Consider the following 23,318-nt stretch of genomic DNA (forward strand, 5'->3'; position numbering starts at 1 on the left):
CAAGCCTCCACCATGCCCTGACGAGCCGGACATCGCATCCGGCAACAGGGAGGCTTCGATGACCGCTCTTGCCCGCAGGCCCTGGGTTCCCACGCACTGCGAGGATTTTATCCAGGCGCTGGCGACGGCCACAAGCGGGCAGGGGAACGACGCCGTGCTCGCCGCGATAGAGGGCGGCATCGCGCTCAACCGGCGAATCCACGAGGCCGACTGCATCAACCTCAATCCGGCGACCAATGTGATGAACCCGAAGGCGGAGGCCGCGCTTGCCGCCCGGCTCGGCTCGCGTCCGTCGCTCGGCTATCCCGGCGACAAATACGAGATGGGGCTGGAGGGCGTCGAACGCATCGAGGTCATCGCCGCCGAGCTGGCGGCGCAAGTCTTCGGCGCGAAATACGCCGAAATCCGCGTCCCTTCCGGCGCCATCGCCAATCTCTATGCTTTCATGGTCGCGGCGCGGCCGGGCGACGCCATCATCGCGCCGCCGCCGGCCATTGGCGGCCATGTCACGCATCATATGGCGGGCTGCGCCGGTCTGTACGGGCTGGAGATTCATGCCGCGCCCGTCGATGCCGGCGGCTACACGGTCGATATCGAGAGGCTGCGCGCGCTTGCCCTTAAGATCAGGCCGAAGATGATCACCATCGGCAGCAGCCTCAATCTCCTGCCGCATCCCATCCAGGAAATCAGGGCGATCGCCGACGAGGTCGGTGCGCTGGTGCTGTTCGATGCCGCGCATCTCTGCGGCATGATCGCCGGACAGGCCTGGCAGCAGCCGCTGGACGAGGGCGCCCATATGATGACGATGAGCACCTATAAGAGCCTCGGCGGCCCGCCTTCGGGCCTGATCGTCACCAACGACGCCGAGATCGCCGAAAAGCTCGACCGCATCGCCTTTCCCGGCATGACCGCCAATTTCGATGCCGCCAAGGCCGCCGCCCTGGCCATCACCATGCTCGACTGGAAGGCGCATGGCCGGGCCTATGCCGCCGCCATGGCCGGCACCGCCAAGGCGCTGGCAAGCGCGCTGGCTGAGCGCGGCCTGCCGGTGTTCTCGACCGCCAAGGGGCACACCGCCTCGCACCAGTTCGCCATCGAAGCGGCGGAGTTCGGCGGCGGCCAGGCGGCGGCGAAGCGGCTGAGGCGTGCAAACATCCTCACCTGCGGCATCGGCCTGCCGGTCACGGCGGTCGATGGCGACATGAACGGCCTGCGCTTAGGCACGCCGGAGATCGTTCGCTGGGGCATGACGAAGAAGGACATGCCCGAGCTTGCCGCCCTCATCGCCAGGGGACTGCGTGGCAACCATGCCGTGGAGGATGTCGCGGCGGATGTGAGTGCATTCCGGCGCCGGTTCACGAAGCTGCATTTCGTCAGCTGAGCGCCTGAACCCGCGGGCAGGGAGCCCGCTTCGTCAAAAGCAAGGGGCCGCGGGCGAGAAGCCCGCCTTCTTCAACAAAGGGGAATGACCATGCGCATGATTCTGCGATTGATGACTGCTGCCCTGATGGCCGCCGCCGCCGGCGTCGCCAGGGCGGATATCGTGCTGGGCGTCGCCGGCCCGATGTCGGGGCCGAACGCCGCCTATGGCGAGCAGTACCGCGTCGGCGTCGAGACGGCGATCCAGCGCATAAACGCCAATGGCGGCGTGCTCGGTCAAAAGCTCAGCGTCTCGGTCGGCGACGATGTCTCCGACCCCAAGCAGGGCGTGTCGGTCGCCAACAAGTTCGTCGCCGACGGCGTGCACTATGTCGTCGGCCACTACAATTCCGGTGTCACCATTCCGGCCTCGGAGATTTATGCGGAAAACGGCGTGCTCTTCGTCACGCCCACGGCCACCAACCCGATGGTGACTGAGCGAGGCCTATGGGACGCGTTCCGGGCCTGCGGCCGCGACGACCAGCAGGGCATCATCGCCGCGAAATTCGTGCTCGAGCGTTTTGCCGGCAAGAAGGTCGCGATCGTCGACGACAAGTCGACGGCCGGCAAGGGCCTCGCCGACGAGATGGCCAAGGCCTACAATTCCGGCGGCGGCAAGGAGGTGCTGCGCGAGGAGATCAACCCGGGCGAGAAGGACTACAGCGCGCTTGTCGCCAAGATCAAGGAGTCGGGCGCCGACCTTGTCTATTACGGCGGCCAGCACACAGAGGCCGGCCTGATCGTGCGCCAGATGCACGACCAGGGCGTCAAGACGGTCCTGATGGGCGGCGACGGCATATCCAACAGCGAGTTCGGCGCCATCGGCGGCGATGGCGCGGCCGGCACGCTGATGACGTCCTTCCCCGATCCGGCGAGCTTTCCCGAAGCCAAAGACGCGGTCGCCGACCTGAAGGCGAAGAACGTGCCCACTGAAGCCGTCACGCTCTATGCCTATGCCGCCACCCAGATCCTCGCCGAGGCGATCGCCAAGGCCAAGGTCGACGACCCGAAGGCGGCGTCCGACTATCTCCATTCGGGAGCGGCTATCCCGACCGTGCTTGGCACCATTTCCTATGACGACAAAGGGGATATCAAGCAGCCGGGCTTCGTCGTATTTGAGTGGCGGAAGGTCGACGGCAAGCTCGTTCCGGCGGCCCTCAAATAGACTTGAGGTCCTGGAGGCGAGCGCAGGCGGTCGCCGTTCTTTCGCTCGAAGCATTGCCGCGCCGTCATGGCAGGCGGCGCGGCATTGGGAAAGCTGCAGATGGCCGTCAATCCGCCGCGACCGCGCATGCCGCCGCTCAACGCTCTCAGGGCCTTCGAGGCGGCGGCACGCCATGAAAGCTTTGCCAAGGCGGCGGACGAACTCGGCGTGACCCCCGCCGCCGTCTCGCATCAGGTGAAGGCGCTGGAGGCTTGGCTAGGCTCTCCGCTATTCGTGCGTCACGCGCAAGGCCTGCACCTCACCGATGCTGGGCGTTCGGCGCTGCCCTCGTTTTCCACCGCCTTCGACGCCCTGGGGCTCGCCGTGCAGGAATTGCGCATCTCGGCGCCCCGGCCGCAGGTCAGCGTCGCGGCATTGCCTTCGATCGCGCAGCTCTGGCTGGCGCCGCGGCTGCCGGCCTTGCGCGCGGCGCATCCGGCGCTGCGCCCCTCCATCCATGCGCTGGAAGAGCCGCCGGACTTCCGGCGCGAGCCTTTCGACCTCGCCATTTTCCTCACCAGGTCGGGCGTCGGCCGATCCTTCAAGCTCTGCGACGACGTCATCTTTCCTGTCTGCGCGCCGGCGCTGGCCAGGCAATTGAAGACGCCGGCCGATCTTTCCTCGCAGCTCCTGCTCTGGGACACCACCTGGACGGAGGATTGGAGCCTTTGGTTCGAAGTCGCCGGCGTGAAAGGCCCTTCGATCGAGACGGGCTCCGAATTCTCGCTCTACAGCATGGCTGTGCAGGCCGCCGTCGACGGCGCTGGCGTTTTGATGGGGCATGAGGCGCTGGTGTCGCGCGCTCTCGCCGCCGGCTCGCTGGTGGCGCCATTTCCCGAGTTGCGCGTGCCGACCGGCCGCGCTCTCTCGATTCTCGCACCGGACCGTCCGCCCGCGCCCGCCGCCACCATGATCGACTGGCTGCTGGCAGAGGAGGGGGCAGCGCGCGGCTGAGGCTGCCGGAATTGCCCGTCGCGGTCCGCGGGGTCAGGACGCCAGGCGAGGTCTACGCCGCTGCCATCCGCGCCCGCACCAGCGTCGCGGCGGCGTGGCCGGCGGCCGTGATGTAGTCGGGATTGTGGTGGATCAGCATGCTGGAAAAGGCGCCGTCCATCAGAAGGACGATCTCGCGCGCCAGCATATTCGGCTCGCGCACGCCATGGTTTGAAAGCTCGCCCGCCAGCCATTTCTCGAAATTGCTCTTATGGCGCGAGCCCGCCTTCACCGCCGGATGGCCGGGCATCGCGGCGAGTTCGGCGGCCGTGCGCAGGAAGCCGCAGCCCTTCCATTTGACGTGCCGCGCCACGCGCGCCAGGTGGGTGAAGATCGCCGCGACCTTCTTGTCCGCGCCGCCTTGCGCCGCCTCGAACCAGCCGGCCATCTGCTTGAGGTTCGGCTGGTCGCGGCTGTCGAGATAGGCCGTGATCAGCTCGTCCTTGCTCTTGAAGTGGTAGTAGAGCGTGCGCTTGGTCAGCCCCGCCTTTTCCGCCACGGCATCAACGCTGACCCGGCCGATGCCTTCGGCATAGAAGAGTTTTGCAGCCGCGTCGACGAGGCGTTTCCTGGTTGGATTGGGCTTCTCGGTCATCCGTCAAGTATACCGACTAGTGAATATACAAACAAGCCGGAAGCTGATCCCTTGCAGCCGTTCCACAGAGCAATTCCAGGAAACTGCGCAGCGGTTTCCGTTCGGAATTGCGGAGAAAACGAACGGCTAAGGAGAACACTATGACCGAGCCCGTGCTTTGCGGCATCCGCGACCGCGTCGCGGTGCTGACGCTCAATCGCCCCGAAAAGCTCAATGCCCTGAATTACGGCCTTATCGACCGCCTGCTGGCGATCCTCGACAGGATAGAGACCGACGATGCCGTGCGTGCCGTGATCCTCACCGGGGCAGGGGAGCGCGCCTTCTCGGCCGGCGGCGACATCCACGAATTCGCGTTGAGCGTGGCCGAAGGCACGGATGTCGCGCTGCGCGATTTCGTCATGCGCGGCCAGCGGCTGACGGCGCGGCTGGAAGCGTTCCGCAAGCCGGTCATCGCCGCCGTCAACGGCCTTGCCTTCGGCGGTGGCTGCGAGATCACCGAGGCGGTGCCGCTGGCGGTCGCCAGCGACCGCGCCCTGTTCGCCAAGCCGGAAATAAAACTCGCCATGCCGCCGACCTTCGGCGGCACGCAGCGCCTGCCGAGGCTTGCCGGGCGCAAACGCGCGCTCGAACTGCTGCTTACCGGCGAGCCTTTCTCGCCCGCGCGGGCGCTGGAACTCGGGCTGGTCAACAAAGTCGTGCCGCATGAGGAGCTGATGCCGGCCGCGCTCGATCTTGCGAACCGCATCATCCGCCATTCGCAGGCGGCGGTGGCTGGCATTCTCACCGCGGTGGCGCGCGGCATCAGCCTTAGCATCGCCGAGGGCCTGCTGGTCGAGGCCGAGCAGTTCGCCCGCATGGCCCCGACCGCCGACCTCGGCGAAGGGCTCAGCGCCTGGATCGAGCGGCGCCAGCCCATCTATGACGGCTCATGGACGCACGTCACCCGGCTCAGCGAGGCACGGCGCGCCTCGCTTCGGCGCGATCCCGCGGCGGACTAGGGCGCCACGTTGAGGTGCCCCTTCATGTTGGGATGGAAGCGGCAGAAATAGTCGACCGCTCCCGCTTGCTTGAGCGTGATCCTGCCTTTCGATTTCGGCGGGATCATCACCTCCCAGCCGCCCTTCACTGTCGCGGTGTGGGCGATGACGTCCTTGTTCACCCACTCGATCGTGTCGCCGACCTTGGCCTCGACGCTCGCCGGCGAGTAGACCAGCCTGTCGATGGTCACCTCGATGGTGGCGGCGAGCGCCGGCGGCGCGACAAGCGCCAGCGTCAGCGAGCCGAGCAGCGATAACGCGCCCGCCCTCATTTCAACGTGCCGGCGACATGCTCGGCATGCTGCTCATGTCCCTGGAAGATTTTCAGCCCCGTCTCGAGCAGGCTCTTCAACTCGGCATTGCTGGCCGAAGGAATGAGCAGGGTTTCGAGCGCGCCGTTGACCTGCTTGTGATACGCGACCTCGTTCTCGATATAGGCCTTGTCGAAGGCAGTGCCCTCGAGCTTCGCCAGCTTGGCGCGCTCTTCCTTCGCCGCCTTGGTCAGCGCCTGGCTGGTGGCATTGTCTTCCGGCTTCACCTTCAGCTTCTTCACCAGGTCGAGAGCCTGCTTGTTCACCGCCTCGTGGTCGCGCTCCATATCCTTGGCAAAGTCGACGACCTCCTTGGTTTTCGACTTCTGGATCGCCAGCTTCGCCGCCTCGATGTCGAGCACGCCGGCTGTATAGGCGATATGGGCGATCTGCGGGTCGGTCGGCTTCTCGGCGGCCTCAGCCAGCGGCGCTGCGCTGAGGAGGAAGCCTGCGAGGGCTGCGGTCGGTCGGATAAACATGGCATCTCCTTCGCCCGGCACAGAGGCACCGGGCTCCATTCTGGGTTGACGGCCATTGGATGCGGGAGAGGGCGAAACGTTCCCGGGAAAAGTCGCGGGACACACATGTTGGACATTGCATGTTGGAGATTGGCCGAAAAGCTCATCCGCGATGCCTATCCTCAACGCGGGCTTCGCGAAATCTGAACGCGCCTCAGGCCTCGAACCCCAGCCTCTTCATCACCGCCTGCGTGAGCCGTTCGCAGCGCCGGCCGGCGAAAGGAAAAGCGTCGAGCAGCACCGGGCCGATCTCGTCGTCCAGCGCCTTGCGCACCAAGGCACGCGCCCGGTGCAGCCTTGTCTTCACCGTTTCCGGCCTGATGCCGAGCAGGTCGGCGGTTTCCTCGATGCTCAATCCCTCGATGACGCGGGCGACGAAGACCGTGCGATAGACATCGGGAAGGCTGTCGGTCGCCCGCTCGACAAGCCCGAGGATCTGCCGCTGCGCCATTGTCCGCTCCGGATCGTCGCCAGGGTTCAAGTCGCTTGAATTCAAAGGAAACCGGATGATCTGCGCGTCAGGGTTTTCAGGCATTGCCACGATGCGCTTTTTCTTGCGCAGCCGGCCGAGCGCCTCGTTGATGACGATGCGCGACAGCCAGGTCGAGAGCGAGGCATCGCCGCGGAAGCTGTCGAGGCTGGCGAAGGCGCGCATATAGGCTTCCTGCACGATGTCCTCGGCCTCGGCGTCGTTGCGTACCACGCCGCGCGCGATGCGGTAGAGCCGCTGGTTGTGCGTCTTGATGATCAAGCGAAAGGCGCCCGGGTCCCGTGCCAGGGTCCGGCGCACCAACGCCATCTCGCCGGCCTCCGCCGCCGAAACCGCGGCGGCCTGACTTGCTGACTTCATCATCGCGCCCCGATCTCCCGACAGGCGTTGCATCCGGGCAATTGGACGCGTCTGCCGGCAAAAGGTTCCCGGATTTTCCCGATCCAGTCGCGCGCTATGCTACAGCTTTCAGCGGCGGCCTGTCTGCAGCCTGCGCGCGGGCGGCGGCAGCAAGCAGATCGGTCTGGGTGATGAGTCCGAGAATATGCCGTCCGGCGTCGACGATCACCACCGCATGGCTGCGCCCGTCGGTCAGCAGCGGCAGCAGGCTCATCGCCGGCGTCTCGGGCGAGGCCGTGCCGGCCTTCGACATCACGCCCTTCACGGTGTCGGTCGCTTGCGTCAGTTCGCGCAGGCCGACGGCGCCGACCAGCCTCGCCTCGGCGTCGACCACCGGCAGGGTGCGGATATTGTGGTCGAGAAGCTGCTTGCGCGCCTCGTCGGCGGTGGCGCTCTCCGACATCGAGATCACGTCGCGGGACATGATGTCCTGGCAGAGCAGCGTCCGATGCGCGCGCACCATCGCCTGCAGCTCGACCTGGCGCAGCAGTCTTTCGATGTCGTCACGGTCGATGTCGAAGGTCTCGTCGAGTGCCGCCAGGGCGGCATCGACATCCTCGGGCCGGAAGCCGACGCGCTCCGCCGGCGGCCGGTCGGCTGTGCCGTGGCTGTTGGCGGCAGGCTGAGGCACATGCGGATAGTTGCGCCGCGACAGCTTGTGGAACAGGAAACCGAGCGTCACCAATATGATCGAGTTCAGCGCTACCGGCACGAAGGGAAACAGGAAGCCGGCGCTGATCACGGCCGGCCCGCCAAGCACGCCGGTGAGGGCTGCCGCACCGCCCGGCGGATGCAACGAGCGCGTGAAAGACATGGCTGCGATCGCCAGCGCCACCGCCAGCCCGGAGGCGATCACCGGGTTGTGCACGAAATGCGCCACCGTCACGCCGACCAGCGCGGAGATCGTGTTGCCGCCGATGATCGACCAGGGCTGCGCCAACGGGCTCGACGGAACGGCAAAGAGCAGCACGGCGGACGCGCCCATCGGCGCCACCAGCATCGCCACATGCGGTCCGTTGCCCATGGCGAGCCCGCTGATCACGCCGGTCAGCGCGATGCCGATGGTCGCGCCGATGCAGGCAAGCAGCCGCTCGCGCAGCGTCGCGCCGGCAAGGATCGGAACGAAGAGGCGGAACGCCATGGCAGCCCCAGGTCGAATGGCTTGAACTGTCGAATGGTGGAATTTGCGCTGCCCGAAATGCCGCCGAAGCCACGGATTTGGAAGCCAAACCAATCCGTATATTCGCGACTGGAGAGAATATTATTGCAGCGCGGATCGCCTGCGAGATGCCGCCAGCGGCCTCGGCTTTCTCAATCGCGCCAAGGCTTTACGGCCGTCCGCGGATTCAGTTTGGCAACGGCATTTAGCACCGTCGCTCAGGCCTCGGCCGCGGCGGCGAGGCCGCGCTGGATGTCGGCCTTGAGGTCCTCGACGTCTTCGAGCCCGATCTGCAGGCGGATCAGCGGCCCGGCATAGGCGCCCTTGGCGATGGTGCGGTCGCCGAGGAAAACCGGCACCGCAAGGCTCTCATAGCCGCCCCAGGAGTAGCCGAGGCCGAAGATGGTCAGCGCATCGAGGAAGGCGTGCTGCCCCTTCTGTCCGCCGCCATTCAGAACGATCGAAAAGACGCCGCTCGAGCCGCAGAAATCGCGCTTCCAGAGCGCATGGTCGGGATGGCTCGGCAGCGCCGGATGCAGCACCTGCGCCACGCCCGGTTGCTCCTCCAGCCAGCGCGCGATTTCGAGCGCGCTCTTCTGGTGCTGCTCCAGCCTCACCCCCATGGTGCGCAGGCCGCGCAGCGTCTGATAGATGTCGTCCGGGCCCGAACAGCAGCCCAGCGTGCAGAACCCTTCATAGAGCTGCTTCCAGCAAGCCTCATTGGCCGAGACCAGGCCGAGCAGCACGTCCGAATGGCCGGCCGGGTATTTGGTTGCCGCATGGATCGAGATGTCGACGCCGTGGTCGAGCGGCTTGAAGTAGAGCGGCGTCGCCCAGGTGTTGTCCATCATGACGATGGCGTTTGCCGCATGCGCCGCCTTGGCGATCGCCGGAATGTCCTGCACCTCATAGGTATTCGATCCCGGCGACTCGGTGAACACCACCTTGGTGTTGGGCTTGATCAGCGATGCAATTCCGGCGCCGATGCGCGGATCGTAATATTCGACTTCGATGCCGAGCCGCTTCAGCATCGTATCGGCGAAATTCCGCGTCGGGTGATAGACCGAATCGACGATCAAAACATGATCGCCGGCCGAGACGAAGGTGAGCAGGGGAATCGTCACCGCAGCCAGTCCCGACGGCACGGCGATCGTGCCGGCCGACCCTTCCAGCGCATCGACGGCGAGCGTGAGCGCATCCATCGTCGGCGTGCCGCGCGTGCCGTAGGTGTATTTCTGGCTGCGCGAGGCCATCGAGGCGGCGTCGGGGTAAAGCACCGTCGAGGCATGCACGACCGGCGGATTGACGAAGCCGAAATAGTCGCGCGGGTTGTTGCCGGAATGGGCAAGCCGCGTGTTGATGCCGATGTTGCTGCCGTCTGTCGCCATAGTTCGTCGCTCGTCGCCCATAGTTCGTCGCTCGTCGCAGTGTGTCAGGGGCTCAGCCATAGAGCGATGGAACTGGTCGCGCAACCGCTGCGAACCCGCCAAGCGATGGTGTTTGGATGGGCCAAATGAGAGGTCGCCTGCTCACCTTTCGTGCCCTTTGCAGGCCTCCGGCGACGATGCGCCGGAGGCAGCCCGGCGCGCCTTTCTTCGCTACGAATCACGCCAGTCCTTCCATTGGCGCCAACAAGTAGTAAGAGGCGGGAGTTCAGGTAACGGCCAAAATTTCGATGGCGCCGGACTTGCCGGTCCCGGCTGCAGCTCTTGACCAATTTGCGAGCGCTTTTGGCTGCAATTCGGTGATTTGCGGCAATCGGTTTTCAAACGTGTCGCAATTCGGTCATTTCCCTTGACCTCACAGGAATAATCGCCTTCGATGCGTTTCGTGAATGGGAGGCAGTGCATCGGCGAAACGATGCGGGTCCGGGAGCGGGCCCAAGTGGGAGCTGCATTCACAAACGAAAAAAGATCAAGCGTCGCCTACAATTAGGGGCGCCTGTAACAGAAAAGGGTCTGTGGGTCATGAAACACATTGCATTGGGCATGCTTGGCGCCGCCGCGCTCGGGCTCATGGCGTCCGCCGCTTCGGCCGCCACGCTCGACACCGTCAAGCAGAAGGGCTTCATCCAGTGCGGCGTCTCGACCGGCCTCGCCGGCTTCTCGGCGCCGGACGACAAGGGCGACTGGAAGGGCATCGATGCGGATTTCTGCCGCGCCGTCGCGGCCGCCGTCTTCGGTGACGGCTCCAAGGTCAAGTTCACGCCGCTCAGCGCCAAGGAGCGTTTCACCGCCCTGCAGTCGGGCGAGATCGATATCCTCTCGCGCAACACCACCTGGACGAGCAACCGCGACAGCGCGCTCGGCCTCGATTTTGTCGGCGTCACCTATTATGACGGCCAGGGCTTCATGATCAACGCCAAGAAGCTGCCGGGTGTGAACTCCGCGCTGCAGCTTTCGGGCGCCGCGGTCTGCGTGCAGAGCGGCACCACCACGGAGCTCAACCTCGCCGACTACTTCAAGAAGAACAAGATGGAGTACAACCCCGTCGTGTTCGAGAAGCTGGAAGAGGTCAACGCCGCCTATGATTCCGGCCGCTGCGACGCCTACACCACCGACCAGTCCGGCCTTTACGGCATCCGCCTGACGCTCTCCTCGCCCGCCGACCACGTCGTGCTGCCCGAGATCATCTCCAAGGAACCGCTCGGTCCGGCCGTGCGCCAGGGCGACGATCAATGGGCCCATATCGCGCGGTGGACGTATTTTGCGCTGCTCAATGCCGAGGAAGCCGGCATCACGCAGGCCAATGTCGAGGAGATGAAGTCGTCGACCGATCCGAACATCCAGCGCCTCCTTGGCACTGAGCCCGATGGCAAGTACGGCGCCGATCTCGGCCTCTCCAACGACTGGGTTGTCAACATCATCAAGGCGGTCGGCAACTACGGCGAAATGTTCGAGCGCAATGTCGGCTCGGGCAGCCCGCTCAAGATCGCGCGCGGCATCAACGCTCTGTGGACGAAGGGCGGCCTGCAATATGGTCCGCCGGTTCGCTGATTGAAATGTGATCCGGGAGGCAGGTCGTCTGCCTCCCGGTTTCTCTTTTCAGGGGATCGTCTATGGCTTCGCAGGAAATCCTTCGGCAGGAGCCGGGTCGCGGCTCCTTCATCAATGACCCGAAAATACGCGCCCTGTTCTTTCAGACGCTGGTCGTAATTCTTCTGTTCGTCTCGATCTGGTGGATCGTCAACAACGTCATCGAGAACCTCCAGCGCCTTCACATCGCCTCAGGCTTCCAGTTCCTCAGGAACAGGGCCGGTTTCGATATCTCCGACACGCCGATTGCCTATACGTCGGACGCAACCTATGGCCGTGCGCTCATCGTCGGCCTGCTCAACACAATCATCGTTGCCGCCGCCGGCATTGTCCTGGCCACCATAGTCGGCTTCATCATTGGCATCGGCCGGCTATCGCAAAATTGGCTGATCCGTAAGATCTGCACGGTCTATGTCGAGATCTTCCGCAATATCCCGCCGCTGCTGGTCATCTTCTTCTGGTATTCGGGCGTGCTCGCGGTGCTGCCGCCGCCGCGCGAGAGCTATCACCTGCCGTTCGGCTCCTTCCTCAACCAGCGCGGCTTCTATTTTCCGCGCGGCATCTGGGGCGACGGCTCCTGGCTGATCCTGGTTGCATTTGTCGTAGCGCTGGCCATGGCATGGTTTGTCGCGCACCGGGCGCGCCAGCGGCAGATGGCCACCGGCCAGCAATTCCCGGTGTTCTGGACCTCGGTCGGCCTGATCGTCGGACTGCCTGTGCTCGCCTTCCTGCTCGCCGGCATGCCGCTTACCTTCGACTTCCCGAAGCAGTCGACCTTCAATTTGACGGGCGGATTTCAGATCAAGCCTGAGTTCCTGTCGCTCCTGCTGGCGCTTTCCTTCTACACGGCCGCCTTCATCGCCGAGATCGTGCGCGCCGGCATCAAGGGCGTCAGCAAAGGCCAGAGCGAAGCGGCGGCTGCACTCGGCCTACGCTCCGGGCCGATCCTGCGCCTGGTGGTGATCCCGCAGGCGATGCGCATCGTCATCCCGCCGCTTACCAGCCAGTATCTGAACCTCACCAAGAACTCTTCGCTGGCGATCGCCATCGGCTACCCCGATCTGACGGCCACCGCCGGCACGGTGCTCAACCAGACCGGCCAGGCGGTCGAGGGCGTGTTCCTCATGATGATCGCTTATCTGGTGCTGAGCCTCGTCACCTCTGCGGTGATGAACGTGGTGAACGCCAGAATGGCGCTGGTGGAGAGGTAGAGCCATGCAGGAACACGACATGTCCTGGGTGCGCACCGAGATGACGCTGGCGCAGCCGGCGCCTCCTGGCGAGCGCGGCGCCTATGCCTGGGTGCGCAAGAACCTGACCGCCTCGGTTGGCGACACTATCCTGACCATCCTCGGCATCGCCATAGTCGCCTGGATCCTGCCGCAGGTCATCAACTGGGCCTTCATAAACGCAGTGTGGACCGGGCCGGACCGCACGGTCTGCGCCACCGTCTCGCAAGGCGGCATCCAGCCCGACGGCTGGACCGGCGCCTGCTGGGCTTTCGTCAACGCCAAGTTCGGCCAGTTCATGTTCGGCACCTATCACATCGAGGAACGCTGGCGGCCTATCCTGGTCGCCATCCTGTTCGTGGTGTTGCTGGTGCCTATGCTGATCCCGCGCGTGCCGCGCAAGGGGCTGAACGCCATCCTGCTCTTCCTCGTGCTGCCGGTCGTCGCCCACTTCCTTTTGGTCGGCGGCGTGTTCGGCCTGCCGCATGTCGAGACCTCGCGCTGGGGTGGGCTGCTGGTGACGCTCAGTCTCTCCTTCGTTGGTATGGCCGTGTCGCTGCCCCTGGGCATCGCTCTGGCGCTCGGCCGTCGCTCCCAGATGCCGATCGTCAAATGGCTTTGCGTCGTCTTCATCGAGACGGTGCGCGGCATTCCGCTGATCACCGTGCTGTTCTTCGCCAGCGTCATGCTGCCGCTTTTCCTTCCCGAGGGCGTTACCTTCGACAAGTACCTCAGGGCGCTGATCGGCGTGTCGCTGTTTGCCGCCGCCTATATGGCGGAAGTGGTGCGCGGCGGCCTCCAGGCGATCCCGAAGGGCCAGTATGAGGGCGCCGATTCGCTCGGCCTCGGCTATTGGCAGAAGATGGGCTTGATCGTGCTGCCGCAGGCCTTGAAGCTGGTCATTCCCGGCATCGTCAATACCTTCATCGGCATGTTCAAGGATACCAGCCTGGTGCTCATCATCTCGATGTTCGACCTGCTCGGCGTGGTGAAGCAGAATTTCTCCGATCCCAACTGGGCGACGCCGCAGACCCCGAAGTCCGGCTTGATCTTCGCCGCCTTCGTGTTCTGGCTGTTCTGCTTCGGCATGTCGCGCTATTCAATGTACACCGAGCGCCGGCTGGACACCGGCTACAAACGATAAAAAGGGGAATTGGCTATGGCCACCGAAAACGCCGTCAGCGCGGAAGACCTCAAGGTCGATGCCAAGAAGATGCACATCTCGACGACAGATGTCGCCATCGACATCGTCGGCATGCACAAATGGTATGGCGAGTTCCATGTGCTGAAGGACATCAACCTCAAGGTGATGCGCGGCGAGCGCATCGTCATCTGCGGTCCGTCCGGCTCCGGCAAGTCGACCATGATCCGCTGCATCAACCGCTTGGAAGAGCACCAGAAGGGCAAGATCATCGTCGACGGCAAGGAACTCACCAACGATCTGAAGAAGATCGACGAGGTGCGCCGCGAGGTCGGCATGGTGTTCCAGCACTTCAACCTGTTCCCGCATCTCACCATTCTGGAGAATTGCACGCTGGCGCCGATCTGGGTGCGCAAGACGCCGAAGAAGCAGGCCGAGGAAATCGCCATGCATTTCCTGAAGCGCGTCAAGATCCCGGAGCAGGCCAACAAATATCCTGGACAGCTCTCCGGCGGCCAGCAGCAGCGCGTGGCGATCGCCCGCTCGCTCTGCATGAACCCGCGCATCATGCTGTTCGACGAGCCGACCTCGGCGCTCGACCCGGAAATGATCAAGGAAGTGCTGGAGACGATGGTTGGCCTTGCCGAAGAAGGCATGACCATGCTGTGCGTCACCCACGAGATGGGCTTTGCCCGCAAGGTCGCCAACCGGGTGATCTTTATGGACCAGGGCCAGATCGTCGAGCAGAACACGCCGGCCGAGTTCTTCGATAATCCGCGCCATGAGCGGACGAAACTGTTCCTGTCGCAGATCCTGCACTGAGCTTCTGACGCCAATTCGAGAAGCCCGGCCGCCAACGGCCGGGCTTTTGAGCGACCGGTTGGTGAAGCGCGCTGCCGGTCTCGCTTCCATAGTTGTCGAGGCGCGGTAGCATTGGCGGTCGTGCAGGACACCGCTGCAGCGAACGCCTCACCGCCTGTTCCGCTCCTCCCAGCCATAGAGCCAGTCCAAATCTCCCGCGAGCTTCTCCGCCGGGCGCGTCGCCAGCACCAGGTTGCGCGCGATCGCAACCGGGCCCCATGCGTGCCAGGCCATGCGGTTGAGTGCGCCGCGTCTGAGCACCTTCTCGATGCGCGGCCGCCTGAGATTTTCCCATGTGGAGAGGTTCTGCCGCCGATCGCCGGGGAAGTCGGCGACCAGATCGGCGAGCGTCGCGGCATCCTCGATCGCCATCGCCGCGCCCTGCGCCGCGAACGGGGTCATGGCGTGCGCCGCGTCTCCGATCAGGGCTACCTGCGGCATCGTCCAGCGAGCCTGCTCGACGGTGTGGATCGGAAACGCCGTCCAAGGCCCGGCGAGCGCGGCGAGTCTCGCCAGCGCGGGCGACGTGCCGCGCATAGCGCTGGCGAGAATGGCGGGATCGGCATGGCCGGACCAGCCTTCGGCGATGCGCTCGCCCTTGGTGAAGGCGGCCAGATTGAAGGCGCTGCCTTTGCTCACCGGATAGGCGACCATATGGAAGCCGGGATGCAGGAAGGCGGTGATGCAGTCGCCGGCGGCGATTGCTGCAAAAGCCTGGCCGGCGGCGCTTGTCGCTGCAACCGTTGCGCGCCAGGCCAGCTCGCCCGAGAAGCGGTTCTTCCCGAAGGCCGGCTCTCGACCCGCAAGCAGCCTGCGAACCGACGACCAGACGCCGTCCGCGCCGATCAGCAGGCCGCCGGCGGCCTCGATGCTGCCGCCATCCGTTTCGGCGGCGACGGCGATGTCTTGCGGGTGAACAGCGACGTCCGTTACCCGCGCGCCGGTGACGAGTTGGATTTCAGGATGCTCCGCCATCCGCGCCGTCAGCGCCGCCTGCAGGTCGGCGCGGTGCGCCACCAGATAGGGCGCGCCCCAACGCTCTTCGCCGGCCTGGCCGAGCGGCACGCGCGCCAGTTCGCGCAAGGTGGCAGCGCCCTTCAGCACCACCGCTTCCGGGCGGATCGCGCTCAGCCGCAACCGGTCGAGCGCGCCGAGCCGACTGAGCATACGGGTGGCGTTGGGGGAAAGCTGGATGCCCGCGCCCACCGCTTCGAGCTGGCTGGCCTGTTCCAGCACCGTGACGGCATGGCCGTGTTCGGCAAAGGCAAGAGCTGCCGTCAGTCCGGCGATACCGGCCCCGGCGATGACGACCTGCCGGGACCGCGCCTCCTCCATGGTCTAGCGGTCACCCAGATCCGCGATCAGGCGGCCTGGTCGATATAGAGGCAGCCGGCAGGCTCGGTTTCCGTCGCCTTCAGCTTCGGCGAATAGCGGTAGAGCGTCGAGCAGTAAGGGCAGACCTTTTCATTGTCGTCGCCCATGTCGAGGAATACATGCGGGTGGTCGAAAGGCGGGTTGGCGCCGGTGCACATGAATTCCTTGACGCCGATATCGATCGCCGGATGGCCCGCGTCGTTCTGGAAATGGGGAATGGTACCGCCTGCCATCGTCGTCTCCTTCAGTTCGGCCCGTTTGCATCTGGATCATAACCGGCCGGTTTGCAAGATCGATGAAATGAAACTGTCGCAAAAGGCTGGCAGAGGATAAGTTGAGCCGGTTAAGCGCATGAGGCCGGAAACGAAGCGATTCCGTGACATCATGCGTCATAAAAGCGTGTTAGAGCGTGCATAGCGCGTCCGGCGGCGTATGGCGCTCAAAGAACGACGTTGTGGCCAAGAGCAGGAACCATGAACGAACTGAAGCCGGTGCAGAGCGAGTTCATCACCGTCGAGGCGGCGAGCCCGGACGGCGGCAATCCAGACCGTTTCGTCAACCGCGAGTTTTCCTGGCTGCAGTTCAACCGCCGGGTGCTCGAGGAATCGCTGAACGAGCATCACCCGCTGCTCGAGCGCGTCCGCTTCCTGTCGATCTCGGCCGCAAACCTCGACGAGTTCTTCATGGTGCGCGTCGCCGGCCTCGCCGGTCAGGTGCGCGAGGGCATCGCGTTGAAGAGCCCGGACGGCCGCACGCCTGAGCAGCAGTTGGAGCAATTGCTGCGCGAGGTCGAGCGCCTGCAGGAAGACCAGCAGAAGAGCCTGTCGGCCCTGATGGAGCTGCTCAACAAGGAAGGCATCGAAAGCATCCCCCGCGACGGCCTGACCAAGGACGAGAAGGCCTGGCTGGAGGAGCATTTCCAGGGTCAGGTTTTCCCGGTGCTCACGCCGCTGTCGATCGACCCGGCGCACCCGTTTCCGTTCATCCCCAATCTCGGTTTCTCAATGGCGCTGCAGCTGCGCCACCGCAAGAACGGCGAGGAGATGAGCGCGCTCTTGCGCTTGCCGGTGGCGCTGCGGCGGTTCATCCGTCTGCCCGACCGCAAGCATCATGTCCGCTTCATCCCGCTGGAGGAGGCGGTCGGCCTCTATATCGGCAAGCTCTTCCCTGGATATGAGGTCAAGGGCTCGGGCACGTTCCGCATCATCCGCGACAGCGATATCGAGGTGGAGGAGGAATCGGAAGACCTCGTTCGCCTGTTCGAGACGGCGCTGAAGCGCCGCCGCCGCGGCTCCGTCATCCGCATCGAATTCGACACGCTGATGCCGGCCGAGTTGCGCGACTTCGTCGCCGGCGAGCTCGGAGTGTCGTCGAGCCGCATCAGCGTGCTCACCGGGCCGCTGGCGCTCAACCAGATCTCCGAGATCGTCGCCATCCCGCGCGACGACCTCAAATTCACGCCCTATAACCCGCGCTTTCCCGAGCGCATCCGCGAGCATGGTGGCGACTGCCTGGCCGCCATCCGCGAGAAGGACATCATCGTCCACCACCCCTACGAATCCTTCGACGTCGTGGTGCAGTTCCTGCGCCAGGCGGCGGCCGATCCGGAAGTCGTCGCCATCAAGCAGACGCTCTACCGCACCTCGAACGACAGCCCGATCGTGCGGGCGTTGATCGACGCGGCGGAGGCCGGCAAGTCGGTGACGGCGCTCGTCGAGCTCAAGGCGCGCTTCGATGAAGAGGCCAATATCCGCTGGGCGCGCGACCTCGAGCGCGCCGGCGTCCAGGTCGTATTCGGCTTCCTGGAGTTGAAGACCCACGCCAAGATGTCGCTGGTGGTCCGCCGCGAGGACGGCCGGCTGCGCAATTACGTACATCTCGGCACCGGCAACTACCATCCGGTCACCGCCCGCATCTACACCGACCTGTCCTTCTTCACCACCGACCCGACGATCGCGCGCGATGTCGCGCAGATCTTCAACTTCATCACCGGCTACGCCGAGCCTGCCGAGGAGATGCGTCTTGCGGTGTCGCCGTTCACGCTGCGCGACCGCATCCTGAGGCACATCGCCGAGGAGATCGCCCATGCGCTCGAGGGCAGGCCGGCCCGTATCTGGATGAAGATGAACGCGCTCGTCGATCCGACCGTCATCGACGCTCTCTATGACGCCAGCCGCGCCGGCGTCGAGATAGATCTCGTCGTGCGCGGCATCTGCTGCCTGAGGCCGCAGGTGCCGGGTCTTTCCGAGAACATCCGGGTGAAGTCGATTGTCGGCCGCTTCCTTGAGCACAGCCGCATCTACTGCTTCGGCAACGGCCACGGTCTGCCGTCCGACGAAGCGGTCGTCTACATCTCCTCGGCCGATATCATGCCGCGCAATCTCGACCGCCGCGTCGAGACCCTGGTGCCGATCACCAATCCGACTGTGCATGAACAGGTGCTTGGCCAGATCATGCTCGGCAACATCATGGACAATCAGCAAAGTTTCGACGTATTGGCTGATGGCACCTCCCGGCGCGCTGCGCTCGAGGAGGGCGAGGAACCGTTCAACGCGCAGGAATATTTCATGACCAATCCGAGTCTTTCCGGACGGGGTGACGCGCTGAAATCGCATGCGCCCAGGCGCATTGCACAGTTCAAGCGCCGCAAGAAGAACGCCGCCGCGTGATTTCAGTCTCGCAGGGCCGGCTCCAGGACCGGCGGCCGCTGTCGATCATCGACATCGGATCGAACTCGATCCGCCTCGTCGTCTATGAAGGGCTGGCGCGCTCGCCGACGATGCTGTTCAACGAAAAGATGCTGGCCGGCCTCGGCCGCGGCATCGTTTCGACGGGCAAGCTCGATCCCGAGGCGGTGACGCGCTCGATGGAGGAGTTCCGCCGTTTTCGCGCGCTTTCCGATCAAGCCGGCGCCGAGCACATCTATGTGCTGGCGACCGCGGCCGCGCGCGAGGCGGTCAACGGCCCGGACTTCATCCACCGCGCCGAGGATGTGCTGAAGACCGAGATCCGCGTGCTTTCCGGCCGCCAGGAAGCGCATTATTCGGCGCTTGGCATCATTTCCGGCTTCTATCCGGCCAACGGCATCGCCGGCGACCTTGGCGGCGGCAGCCTGGAACTCGTCGACATCAATGGCGAGGCGATCGGCGACGGTATCACGCTGCCGCTCGGCGGCCTGCGCCTGCAGGACATGGCGAAGAACTCTCTCGTCCAGGCGCAGAAGATCGCGCGCCAGGAACTGGCGCGGGCGAAGCTTTTGAAGGGCGGGCAGGGCAGGGTGTTCTACGCCGTCGGCGGAACCTGGCGAAACCTCGCCCGGCTCCATATGGAAATGACCAACTACCCGCTCGGCGTCATGCATCATTACGAGATCGCCGCCGACAGCGCCCTGAACTTCCTCAGGCAGGTGGCCAAGGGCGAGGTCGAAAAGGTCAAGGGCATCGAAGGCGTCTCCAAGAACCGCCGCTCGCTGCTGCCTTACGGTGCGGTCGTGCTGCAGGAAATCATGGCGGCAATGCAGCCCTCGAAGATCGTCGTCTCGGCGCAGGGCGTGCGCGAAGGCTTCCTCTATTCGCTGCTCGACGCCGCCGAGCAGAAGGCGGATCCGCTGATCTCCGCGGCGGAGGAACTGGCGCTGCTGCGCTCGCGCTCGGTCCATCACGCGCATGACCTCGTCGAATGGACGGACAAGGCTTTCAAGGCCTTCGGCATCGACGAGACGGTGGATGAGGCGCGCTACCGCCACGCCGCCTGCCTGCTTGCCGATATCGGCTGGCGGGCGCATCCCGAATATCGCGGCCGGCAGTCGCTCAACATCATCGCGCATGCGTCCTTTATCGGCGTCGACCATCCTGGCCGCGCCTATCTGGCCCTGACCAACGCCTATCGCCATGACGGCATCTTCAACGATGCGATCGCGCCCGAGATCAAGACCCTGGCGCCGCCGCGGATGCTCGAGCGCGCCCGCGCGCTGGCGGCGATGATGCGCGTCGTCTACCTGCTGACGGCGGCGATGCCCGGGGTCATGCCGCGGCTGAAATGGGAAAGCCGCGGCAACGGTGCGCTTGCGCTGGTGCTGCCGGCGTCGCTTGCCGACCTCTATGGCGAACGACCTGCCGGGCGACTGGCGCAGCTGGCGCGCATCACCAACCGCCGGCTGGTGCTGGCGGTCGAGGGCGGGCCGAGCATTTCCGTCAAGTGACGGATCAGGTGATCTCGGCACCGACGCCGAAGGGGCGGCCGTCGGCCGACCATGCGCCGGCGCCGGCCATGGCGAGCGCCAGGAAGCCCCCGGCAATGGCAATGTCCTTCATCAGCATCTGCCGGTGCATGAATCCTAAGGTCGCATCCTCGCCGCCCTGGCCGAAATGGCCGATGAAGCCGGCGACGATAGTGAAGGCGGCAAGCAGCAGCGCCGCGATCCGCGTCTGAAAACCGACAAGGATCAAAAGTCCGGCGATCAGCTCGAACAGGCCGGTGCCCCAGGCCGCCAGGGTCGGTAGCGGCAGGCCGAGGCCGGTGAAGTAATCGATCGTGCCGGATATGTTGGTCAGCACCTGGAAGCCCGAGGGCACGAACAGCGCGGCAAGCAGGAGCCGCGAGGCGAGAAGCAACGCGTTGCGGTTCATGGCCCACCTCCCTTGCCGGTTACCCGGGAATGCACCGGCTCTCGGTGCAGTGTACGCCTGCACTCGGGAAAACGAAAAAGCGGCGCGGAAAATTCCGCGCCGCCAATTTCAGCTTGGGAGGGAAGGAGATCAGCCGCGCTTGGCGTCGATCGAATAGGCGCCGGCGCCGGAGGAGGCGAGCAGGATGAAGCCGCCGGTGATGGCGAGGTTCTTGAGAAACTGGATCATCTGCATCTGGTCGGCCCAGCCGGTGTGAGCAACCAGGCCGGTGGCGATCGTGAAGATGGCGAGCACCCAGGCGGCGACCCGCGTCTGGAAACCGACGAGAATGGCAAGGCCGCCGAGCAGCTCGATGAGGCCGACCACGACGGCCGTCACGGTCGGCAGCGGCAGGCCGAGGGCGCCGAAATAGCCGGCGGTGCCGGAAATAGCGGTAAGCTTGCCGAAACCGGAAAGCAGGAAGATCACGGCGAGCAGGATACGGCCGAGCAGGATGGTGGTGGAACTGTTGGACGCGATGCTGGTACCGGCGGCGGAAGTGTTGATGGACATTGGCGAGTCTCCGAATCGGGTTGAATGCCCAGTGAGATAGACGACGAAGACTGTTCACCAAAGCCGCCGATGCGGCGACACATTGTTCACAGGCAGTATGTTTCGGTGACCGTCGGACGCGCGCGAAAATCGTGTCGGCGGACTGGGATTAACGAGTAAATTGTGCCCCCGCAAAATAGCCAAGCCATCGGTGGGGCTGCAGTCGCAGACCTCGGAGGCTAGCCGAAACGCCCGATCGGGTCGTCTTCGCCCTGAAATGGCGACCTCTTGGGTCAGTCCGCGCCGCGAGAACTAGCCCGGATGCGTCATGTCCTCGGGCCGCACCAGCCGGTCGTAGTCGGCCTCGCTGACCAGCCCGGTGGCAAGAGCTTCCTCACGCAGCGTGGTGCCGTTCTTGTGCGCGGTCTTGGCGATCTTGGCGGCGTTGTCGTAGCCGATGGTGGGGGCGAGCGCCGTCACCAGCATCAGCGAGCGCTCCAGCGCCGCCTTGATGTTGTCTTCCCGCGCCTCGATGCCGACGACGCAATTGTCGGTGAAGGATACGGAAGCGTCGGCAAGCAGCTGCACCGACTGCAGGAAATTATAGGCCATCAGCGGGTTGTAGACGTTGAGCTCGAAATGGCCCTGGCTGCCGGCGAAGGTTAGCGCGGCATTGTTGCCGAACACCTGCACGCAGACCTGCGTCAGCGCCTCGCACTGCGTCGGGTTGACCTTGCCCGGCATGATCGACGAGCCCGGCTCGTTCTCCGGCAGCGACAGCTCGCCGAGGCCCGAGCGCGGGCCTGAACCGAGCAGGCGGATGTCGTTGGCGATCTTGAACAGCGCCGCCGCCGCCGCGCTGATCGCGCCATGCGAGAACACCATGGAATCGTGTGCTGCGAGCGCCTCGAACTTGTTCGGCGCCGTGACGAAGGCGATGCCGGTGATGGCGGCGATCCGGTCCGCCACCTTTTCCGCAAAGCCAACCGGCGCGTTGAGCCCGGTGCCGACCGCGGTGCCGCCCTGCGCCAGTTCCTGCAGGCCGGGCAGCGTCTGCTCGATGCGCTTGATCGACGACGCGACCTGCGCGGCGTAGCCGGAGAATTCCTGGCCGAGCGTAAGGGGTGTGGCGTCCTGCGTGTGGGTGCGGCCGATCTTGATGATGTGGTTGAAGGCGCGGGCCTTGGCGTCGAGCGCTTTGTGCAGATGGTGGAGCGCTGGGATCAGGTGATGCGCGACCCGCTCGGCGCAGGCGACATGCATGGCCGTCGGATAGGTGTCGTTTGACGACTGGCTCATATTGACGTGGTCATTCGGGTGCACGGGCTTCTTGGAGCCCATCACGCCGCCGAGCATCTCGATGGCCCGGTTGGAGATCACTTCATTGGCATTCATGTTGGACTGCGTGCCCGAACCGGTCTGCCAGACCACGAGCGGGAAATGGTCGTTGAGCTTGCCGTCGATCACTTCCTGCGCGGCGTCCACGATTGCCTTGCCGATGGCTGGATCCAGTCGTTTCATCTCCATGTTCACTTCGGCCGCGGCGCGCTTGACGATGCCCAGTGCGCGCACGATCGAGGCCGGCTGCTTTTCCCAACCGATCTTGAAATTGCCGAGCGAACGCTGCGCCTGCGCGCCCCAGTAGCGGTCGGCCGCGACCTCGATGGGACCGAATGTATCGGTTTCGGTTCTGGTCTTCTCAGCGCTCACGGGAAATCTCCGGTCTGTCGATTTGCGCAAGGGCGTATCGCGTTGCACAAAACCCTTCAAGCGGAGATTGCGGGCGAGGAAGATGCAAATCGGTTGAAGGGGGCTGCCGATCTCCCCCCTTGTGGGCCAGATCAGCCCTCCATCGGCGGTCCAACGATGTCGATGCCGTTCTCGGCGCAGAGTCTCGTCAGCGTCGCCATCATCTCGGGCGTCGGCGCCCCCGGCTGCGGCAGGTCCGGCCGTTCGGCGGGGCGGCTCGCCAGGCGCACCATCGTCTCGAAATCCGAGCCGCGCGTGACGGTGAGCGTATGCGCGCCTTGCGGAGATTCGACCCTGTATGTATGCGGCAGGCCCTTCGGCGCGATGACGGTTTCGCCCGCGCCCACGACCCGCTCATGGCCGTTGATCTGGAAACGCATTTGTCCTTCGAGGATGTGAAACACCTCGTCTTCGTTGCGGTGCATATGCAGCGGCGGGGAATCGCCATAGGGCAGGCGATGCTCGATGACGCAGATGCCGTCCTCTCCGTCGGCCGAAGAGACCTGGATGGCGACGAGCGTGTTGTTGAACCAAAGGAGTTCCTTGCCTGCGATGGTCCGGTTGATCATTGTCATGGTGTCTCTGCTTTGTGTTGGGCCGGCGAAGCGGCGTCGACGGCGAACTAACCAGCGACGCGTGGGCGAT

The 23,318-nt window shown here is 64.7% G+C and carries 22 protein-coding genes; 10 read left to right on the top strand and 12 right to left on the bottom strand.

Going from position 1 to position 23,318, the window contains the following annotated elements:
* The first annotated feature begins 58 nt into the window (after nt 1-58).
* From glyA to P9254_RS15845, 3 genes are all read left to right on the top strand, one after another.
* Nucleotides 59-1,381, top strand: a complete 1,323-nt coding sequence (glyA, locus tag P9254_RS15835; RefSeq protein ID WP_278056906.1) for a serine hydroxymethyltransferase — start codon at nt 59-61, stop codon at nt 1,379-1,381.
* Nucleotides 1,382-1,465: 84 nt separating this feature from the next.
* Complete coding sequence (locus tag P9254_RS15840; RefSeq protein WP_278056907.1) at nt 1,466-2,584, top strand: branched-chain amino acid ABC transporter substrate-binding protein; 1,119 nt, start codon at nt 1,466-1,468, stop codon at nt 2,582-2,584.
* Between the two features lie 99 nt (nt 2,585-2,683).
* Nucleotides 2,684-3,577 (top strand): LysR family transcriptional regulator, encoded by an 894-nt coding sequence (locus P9254_RS15845; RefSeq protein WP_278056908.1) that lies wholly within the window; start codon nt 2,684-2,686, stop codon nt 3,575-3,577.
* A 52-nt stretch (nt 3,578-3,629) separates the two neighbouring features.
* Here P9254_RS15845 and P9254_RS15850 read toward each other — a convergent pair whose 3' ends face one another.
* Nucleotides 3,630-4,211 (bottom strand): TetR/AcrR family transcriptional regulator, encoded by a 582-nt coding sequence (locus P9254_RS15850; protein WP_278056909.1) that lies wholly within the window; start codon nt 4,209-4,211, stop codon nt 3,630-3,632.
* Nucleotides 4,212-4,351: 140 nt separating this feature from the next.
* On the opposite strand from P9254_RS15850, the gene P9254_RS15855 reads away from it, so the two are divergent.
* Nucleotides 4,352-5,209 (top strand): crotonase/enoyl-CoA hydratase family protein, encoded by an 858-nt coding sequence (locus P9254_RS15855; RefSeq protein WP_278056910.1) that lies wholly within the window; start codon nt 4,352-4,354, stop codon nt 5,207-5,209.
* Here P9254_RS15855 and P9254_RS15860 read toward each other — a convergent pair.
* The 5 genes from P9254_RS15860 to P9254_RS15880 form a co-directional block, all read right to left on the bottom strand.
* Nucleotides 5,206-5,520 (bottom strand): cupredoxin domain-containing protein, encoded by a 315-nt coding sequence (locus tag P9254_RS15860; protein WP_278056912.1) that lies wholly within the window; start codon nt 5,518-5,520, stop codon nt 5,206-5,208. The genes P9254_RS15855 and P9254_RS15860 overlap by 4 nt on opposite strands.
* On the bottom strand, nt 5,517-6,038 hold the full coding sequence (locus P9254_RS15865) for a DUF4142 domain-containing protein (RefSeq protein WP_278056913.1): 522 nt from the start codon (nt 6,036-6,038) through the stop codon (nt 5,517-5,519). Before P9254_RS15865 ends, P9254_RS15860 begins: the two co-directional genes overlap by 4 nt.
* Nucleotides 6,039-6,231: 193 nt before the next feature.
* A complete protein-coding gene (locus P9254_RS15870; protein ID WP_278056259.1) occupies nt 6,232-6,927 on the bottom strand; it encodes an RNA polymerase sigma factor in 696 nt (231 codons plus the stop codon).
* A gap of 94 nt (nt 6,928-7,021) precedes the next feature.
* Nucleotides 7,022-8,107: an HPP family protein gene (locus tag P9254_RS15875; RefSeq protein ID WP_278056914.1), complete on the bottom strand. Its 1,086-nt coding sequence runs from the start codon at nt 8,105-8,107 to the stop codon at nt 7,022-7,024.
* A gap of 236 nt (nt 8,108-8,343) precedes the next feature.
* Nucleotides 8,344-9,513, bottom strand: a complete 1,170-nt coding sequence (locus P9254_RS15880; RefSeq protein ID WP_278056915.1) for a cystathionine beta-lyase — start codon at nt 9,511-9,513, stop codon at nt 8,344-8,346.
* A 579-nt stretch (nt 9,514-10,092) separates the two neighbouring features.
* Between P9254_RS15880 and P9254_RS15885 the strand changes: the two genes are divergently transcribed.
* From P9254_RS15885 to P9254_RS15900, 4 genes are all read left to right on the top strand, one after another.
* The gene (locus P9254_RS15885) at nt 10,093-11,121 is read left to right on the top strand and encodes an amino acid ABC transporter substrate-binding protein (RefSeq protein ID WP_278056917.1); all 1,029 of its coding nucleotides are present in this window, start codon (nt 10,093-10,095) and stop codon (nt 11,119-11,121) included.
* A 62-nt stretch (nt 11,122-11,183) separates the two neighbouring features.
* Nucleotides 11,184-12,371, top strand: coding sequence for an amino acid ABC transporter permease (locus tag P9254_RS15890; RefSeq protein WP_127241988.1), 1,188 nt, complete (start codon nt 11,184-11,186; stop codon nt 12,369-12,371).
* A 4-nt stretch (nt 12,372-12,375) separates the two neighbouring features.
* On the top strand, nt 12,376-13,533 hold the full coding sequence (locus tag P9254_RS15895) for an amino acid ABC transporter permease (RefSeq protein ID WP_066997152.1): 1,158 nt from the start codon (nt 12,376-12,378) through the stop codon (nt 13,531-13,533).
* Between the two features lie 15 nt (nt 13,534-13,548).
* Nucleotides 13,549-14,352, top strand: a complete 804-nt coding sequence (locus tag P9254_RS15900; RefSeq protein ID WP_066997155.1) for an amino acid ABC transporter ATP-binding protein — start codon at nt 13,549-13,551, stop codon at nt 14,350-14,352.
* 147 nt (nt 14,353-14,499) lie between these two features.
* Here the strand turns inward: P9254_RS15900 and P9254_RS15905 are convergent, their stop codons facing one another.
* Nucleotides 14,500-15,726 carry an FAD-dependent monooxygenase gene (locus P9254_RS15905; protein WP_278056920.1) on the bottom strand — a complete coding sequence of 409 codons (1,227 nt, stop codon included), beginning with the start codon at nt 15,724-15,726 and terminating at the stop codon, nt 14,500-14,502.
* A gap of 26 nt (nt 15,727-15,752) precedes the next feature.
* Nucleotides 15,753-15,998 (bottom strand): zinc-finger domain-containing protein, encoded by a 246-nt coding sequence (locus tag P9254_RS15910; RefSeq protein ID WP_066997164.1) that lies wholly within the window; start codon nt 15,996-15,998, stop codon nt 15,753-15,755.
* Between the two features lie 240 nt (nt 15,999-16,238).
* Between P9254_RS15910 and P9254_RS15915 the strand changes: the two genes are divergently transcribed.
* Nucleotides 16,239-18,434, top strand: coding sequence for an RNA degradosome polyphosphate kinase (locus P9254_RS15915; protein ID WP_095784098.1), 2,196 nt, complete (start codon nt 16,239-16,241; stop codon nt 18,432-18,434).
* On the top strand, nt 18,431-19,966 hold the full coding sequence (gene ppx, locus P9254_RS15920; RefSeq protein ID WP_095829080.1) for an exopolyphosphatase: 1,536 nt from the start codon (nt 18,431-18,433) through the stop codon (nt 19,964-19,966). Before P9254_RS15915 ends, ppx begins: the two co-directional genes overlap by 4 nt.
* Nucleotides 19,967-19,970: 4 nt before the next feature.
* On the opposite strand, the gene P9254_RS15925 is transcribed toward ppx, so the two are convergent.
* The 4 genes from P9254_RS15925 to P9254_RS15940 all read right to left on the bottom strand — a co-directional run bounded on the left by P9254_RS15925 (nt 19,971) and on the right by P9254_RS15940 (nt 23,248).
* On the bottom strand, nt 19,971-20,393 hold the full coding sequence (locus P9254_RS15925; RefSeq protein WP_127246828.1) for a DoxX family protein: 423 nt from the start codon (nt 20,391-20,393) through the stop codon (nt 19,971-19,973).
* Between the two features lie 129 nt (nt 20,394-20,522).
* Nucleotides 20,523-20,945 (bottom strand): DoxX family protein, encoded by a 423-nt coding sequence (locus P9254_RS15930; RefSeq protein WP_127246829.1) that lies wholly within the window; start codon nt 20,943-20,945, stop codon nt 20,523-20,525.
* 291 nt (nt 20,946-21,236) lie between these two features.
* Nucleotides 21,237-22,634, bottom strand: a complete 1,398-nt coding sequence (gene fumC, locus P9254_RS15935) for a class II fumarate hydratase (protein ID WP_127325725.1) — start codon at nt 22,632-22,634, stop codon at nt 21,237-21,239.
* Nucleotides 22,635-22,765: 131 nt separating this feature from the next.
* The gene (locus P9254_RS15940) at nt 22,766-23,248 is read right to left on the bottom strand and encodes a cupin domain-containing protein (protein ID WP_127246831.1); all 483 of its coding nucleotides are present in this window, start codon (nt 23,246-23,248) and stop codon (nt 22,766-22,768) included.
* Nucleotides 23,249-23,318 lie beyond the last annotated feature (70 nt).

Source organism: Mesorhizobium sp. WSM4983, assembly GCF_029625765.1.
In the GTDB taxonomy this organism is placed as follows: domain Bacteria; phylum Pseudomonadota; class Alphaproteobacteria; order Rhizobiales; family Rhizobiaceae; genus Mesorhizobium.

Coding starts and splice junctions, on each gene's coding strand:
- glyA (WP_278056906.1), top strand. CDS start 59: ATGACCGCTCTTGCCCGCAGGCCCTGGGTTCCCACGCACTGCGAGGAT.
- P9254_RS15840 (WP_278056907.1), top strand. CDS start 1,466: ATGACCATGCGCATGATTCTGCGATTGATGACTGCTGCCCTGATGGCC.
- P9254_RS15845 (WP_278056908.1), top strand. CDS start 2,684: ATGGCCGTCAATCCGCCGCGACCGCGCATGCCGCCGCTCAACGCTCTC.
- P9254_RS15850 (WP_278056909.1), bottom strand. CDS start 4,211: ATGACCGAGAAGCCCAATCCAACCAGGAAACGCCTCGTCGACGCGGCT.
- P9254_RS15855 (WP_278056910.1), top strand. CDS start 4,352: ATGACCGAGCCCGTGCTTTGCGGCATCCGCGACCGCGTCGCGGTGCTG.
- P9254_RS15860 (WP_278056912.1), bottom strand. CDS start 5,520: ATGAGGGCGGGCGCGTTATCGCTGCTCGGCTCGCTGACGCTGGCGCTT.
- P9254_RS15865 (WP_278056913.1), bottom strand. CDS start 6,038: ATGTTTATCCGACCGACCGCAGCCCTCGCAGGCTTCCTCCTCAGCGCA.
- P9254_RS15870 (WP_278056259.1), bottom strand. CDS start 6,927: ATGAAGTCAGCAAGTCAGGCCGCCGCGGTTTCGGCGGCGGAGGCCGGC.
- P9254_RS15875 (WP_278056914.1), bottom strand. CDS start 8,107: ATGGCGTTCCGCCTCTTCGTTCCGATCCTTGCCGGCGCGACGCTGCGC.
- P9254_RS15880 (WP_278056915.1), bottom strand. CDS start 9,513: ATGGCGACAGACGGCAGCAACATCGGCATCAACACGCGGCTTGCCCAT.
- P9254_RS15885 (WP_278056917.1), top strand. CDS start 10,093: ATGAAACACATTGCATTGGGCATGCTTGGCGCCGCCGCGCTCGGGCTC.
- P9254_RS15890 (WP_127241988.1), top strand. CDS start 11,184: ATGGCTTCGCAGGAAATCCTTCGGCAGGAGCCGGGTCGCGGCTCCTTC.
- P9254_RS15895 (WP_066997152.1), top strand. CDS start 12,376: ATGCAGGAACACGACATGTCCTGGGTGCGCACCGAGATGACGCTGGCG.
- P9254_RS15900 (WP_066997155.1), top strand. CDS start 13,549: ATGGCCACCGAAAACGCCGTCAGCGCGGAAGACCTCAAGGTCGATGCC.
- P9254_RS15905 (WP_278056920.1), bottom strand. CDS start 15,726: ATGGAGGAGGCGCGGTCCCGGCAGGTCGTCATCGCCGGGGCCGGTATC.
- P9254_RS15910 (WP_066997164.1), bottom strand. CDS start 15,998: ATGGCAGGCGGTACCATTCCCCATTTCCAGAACGACGCGGGCCATCCG.
- P9254_RS15915 (WP_095784098.1), top strand. CDS start 16,239: ATGAACGAACTGAAGCCGGTGCAGAGCGAGTTCATCACCGTCGAGGCG.
- P9254_RS15925 (WP_127246828.1), bottom strand. CDS start 20,393: ATGAACCGCAACGCGTTGCTTCTCGCCTCGCGGCTCCTGCTTGCCGCG.
- P9254_RS15930 (WP_127246829.1), bottom strand. CDS start 20,945: ATGTCCATCAACACTTCCGCCGCCGGTACCAGCATCGCGTCCAACAGT.
- P9254_RS15940 (WP_127246831.1), bottom strand. CDS start 23,248: ATGACAATGATCAACCGGACCATCGCAGGCAAGGAACTCCTTTGGTTC.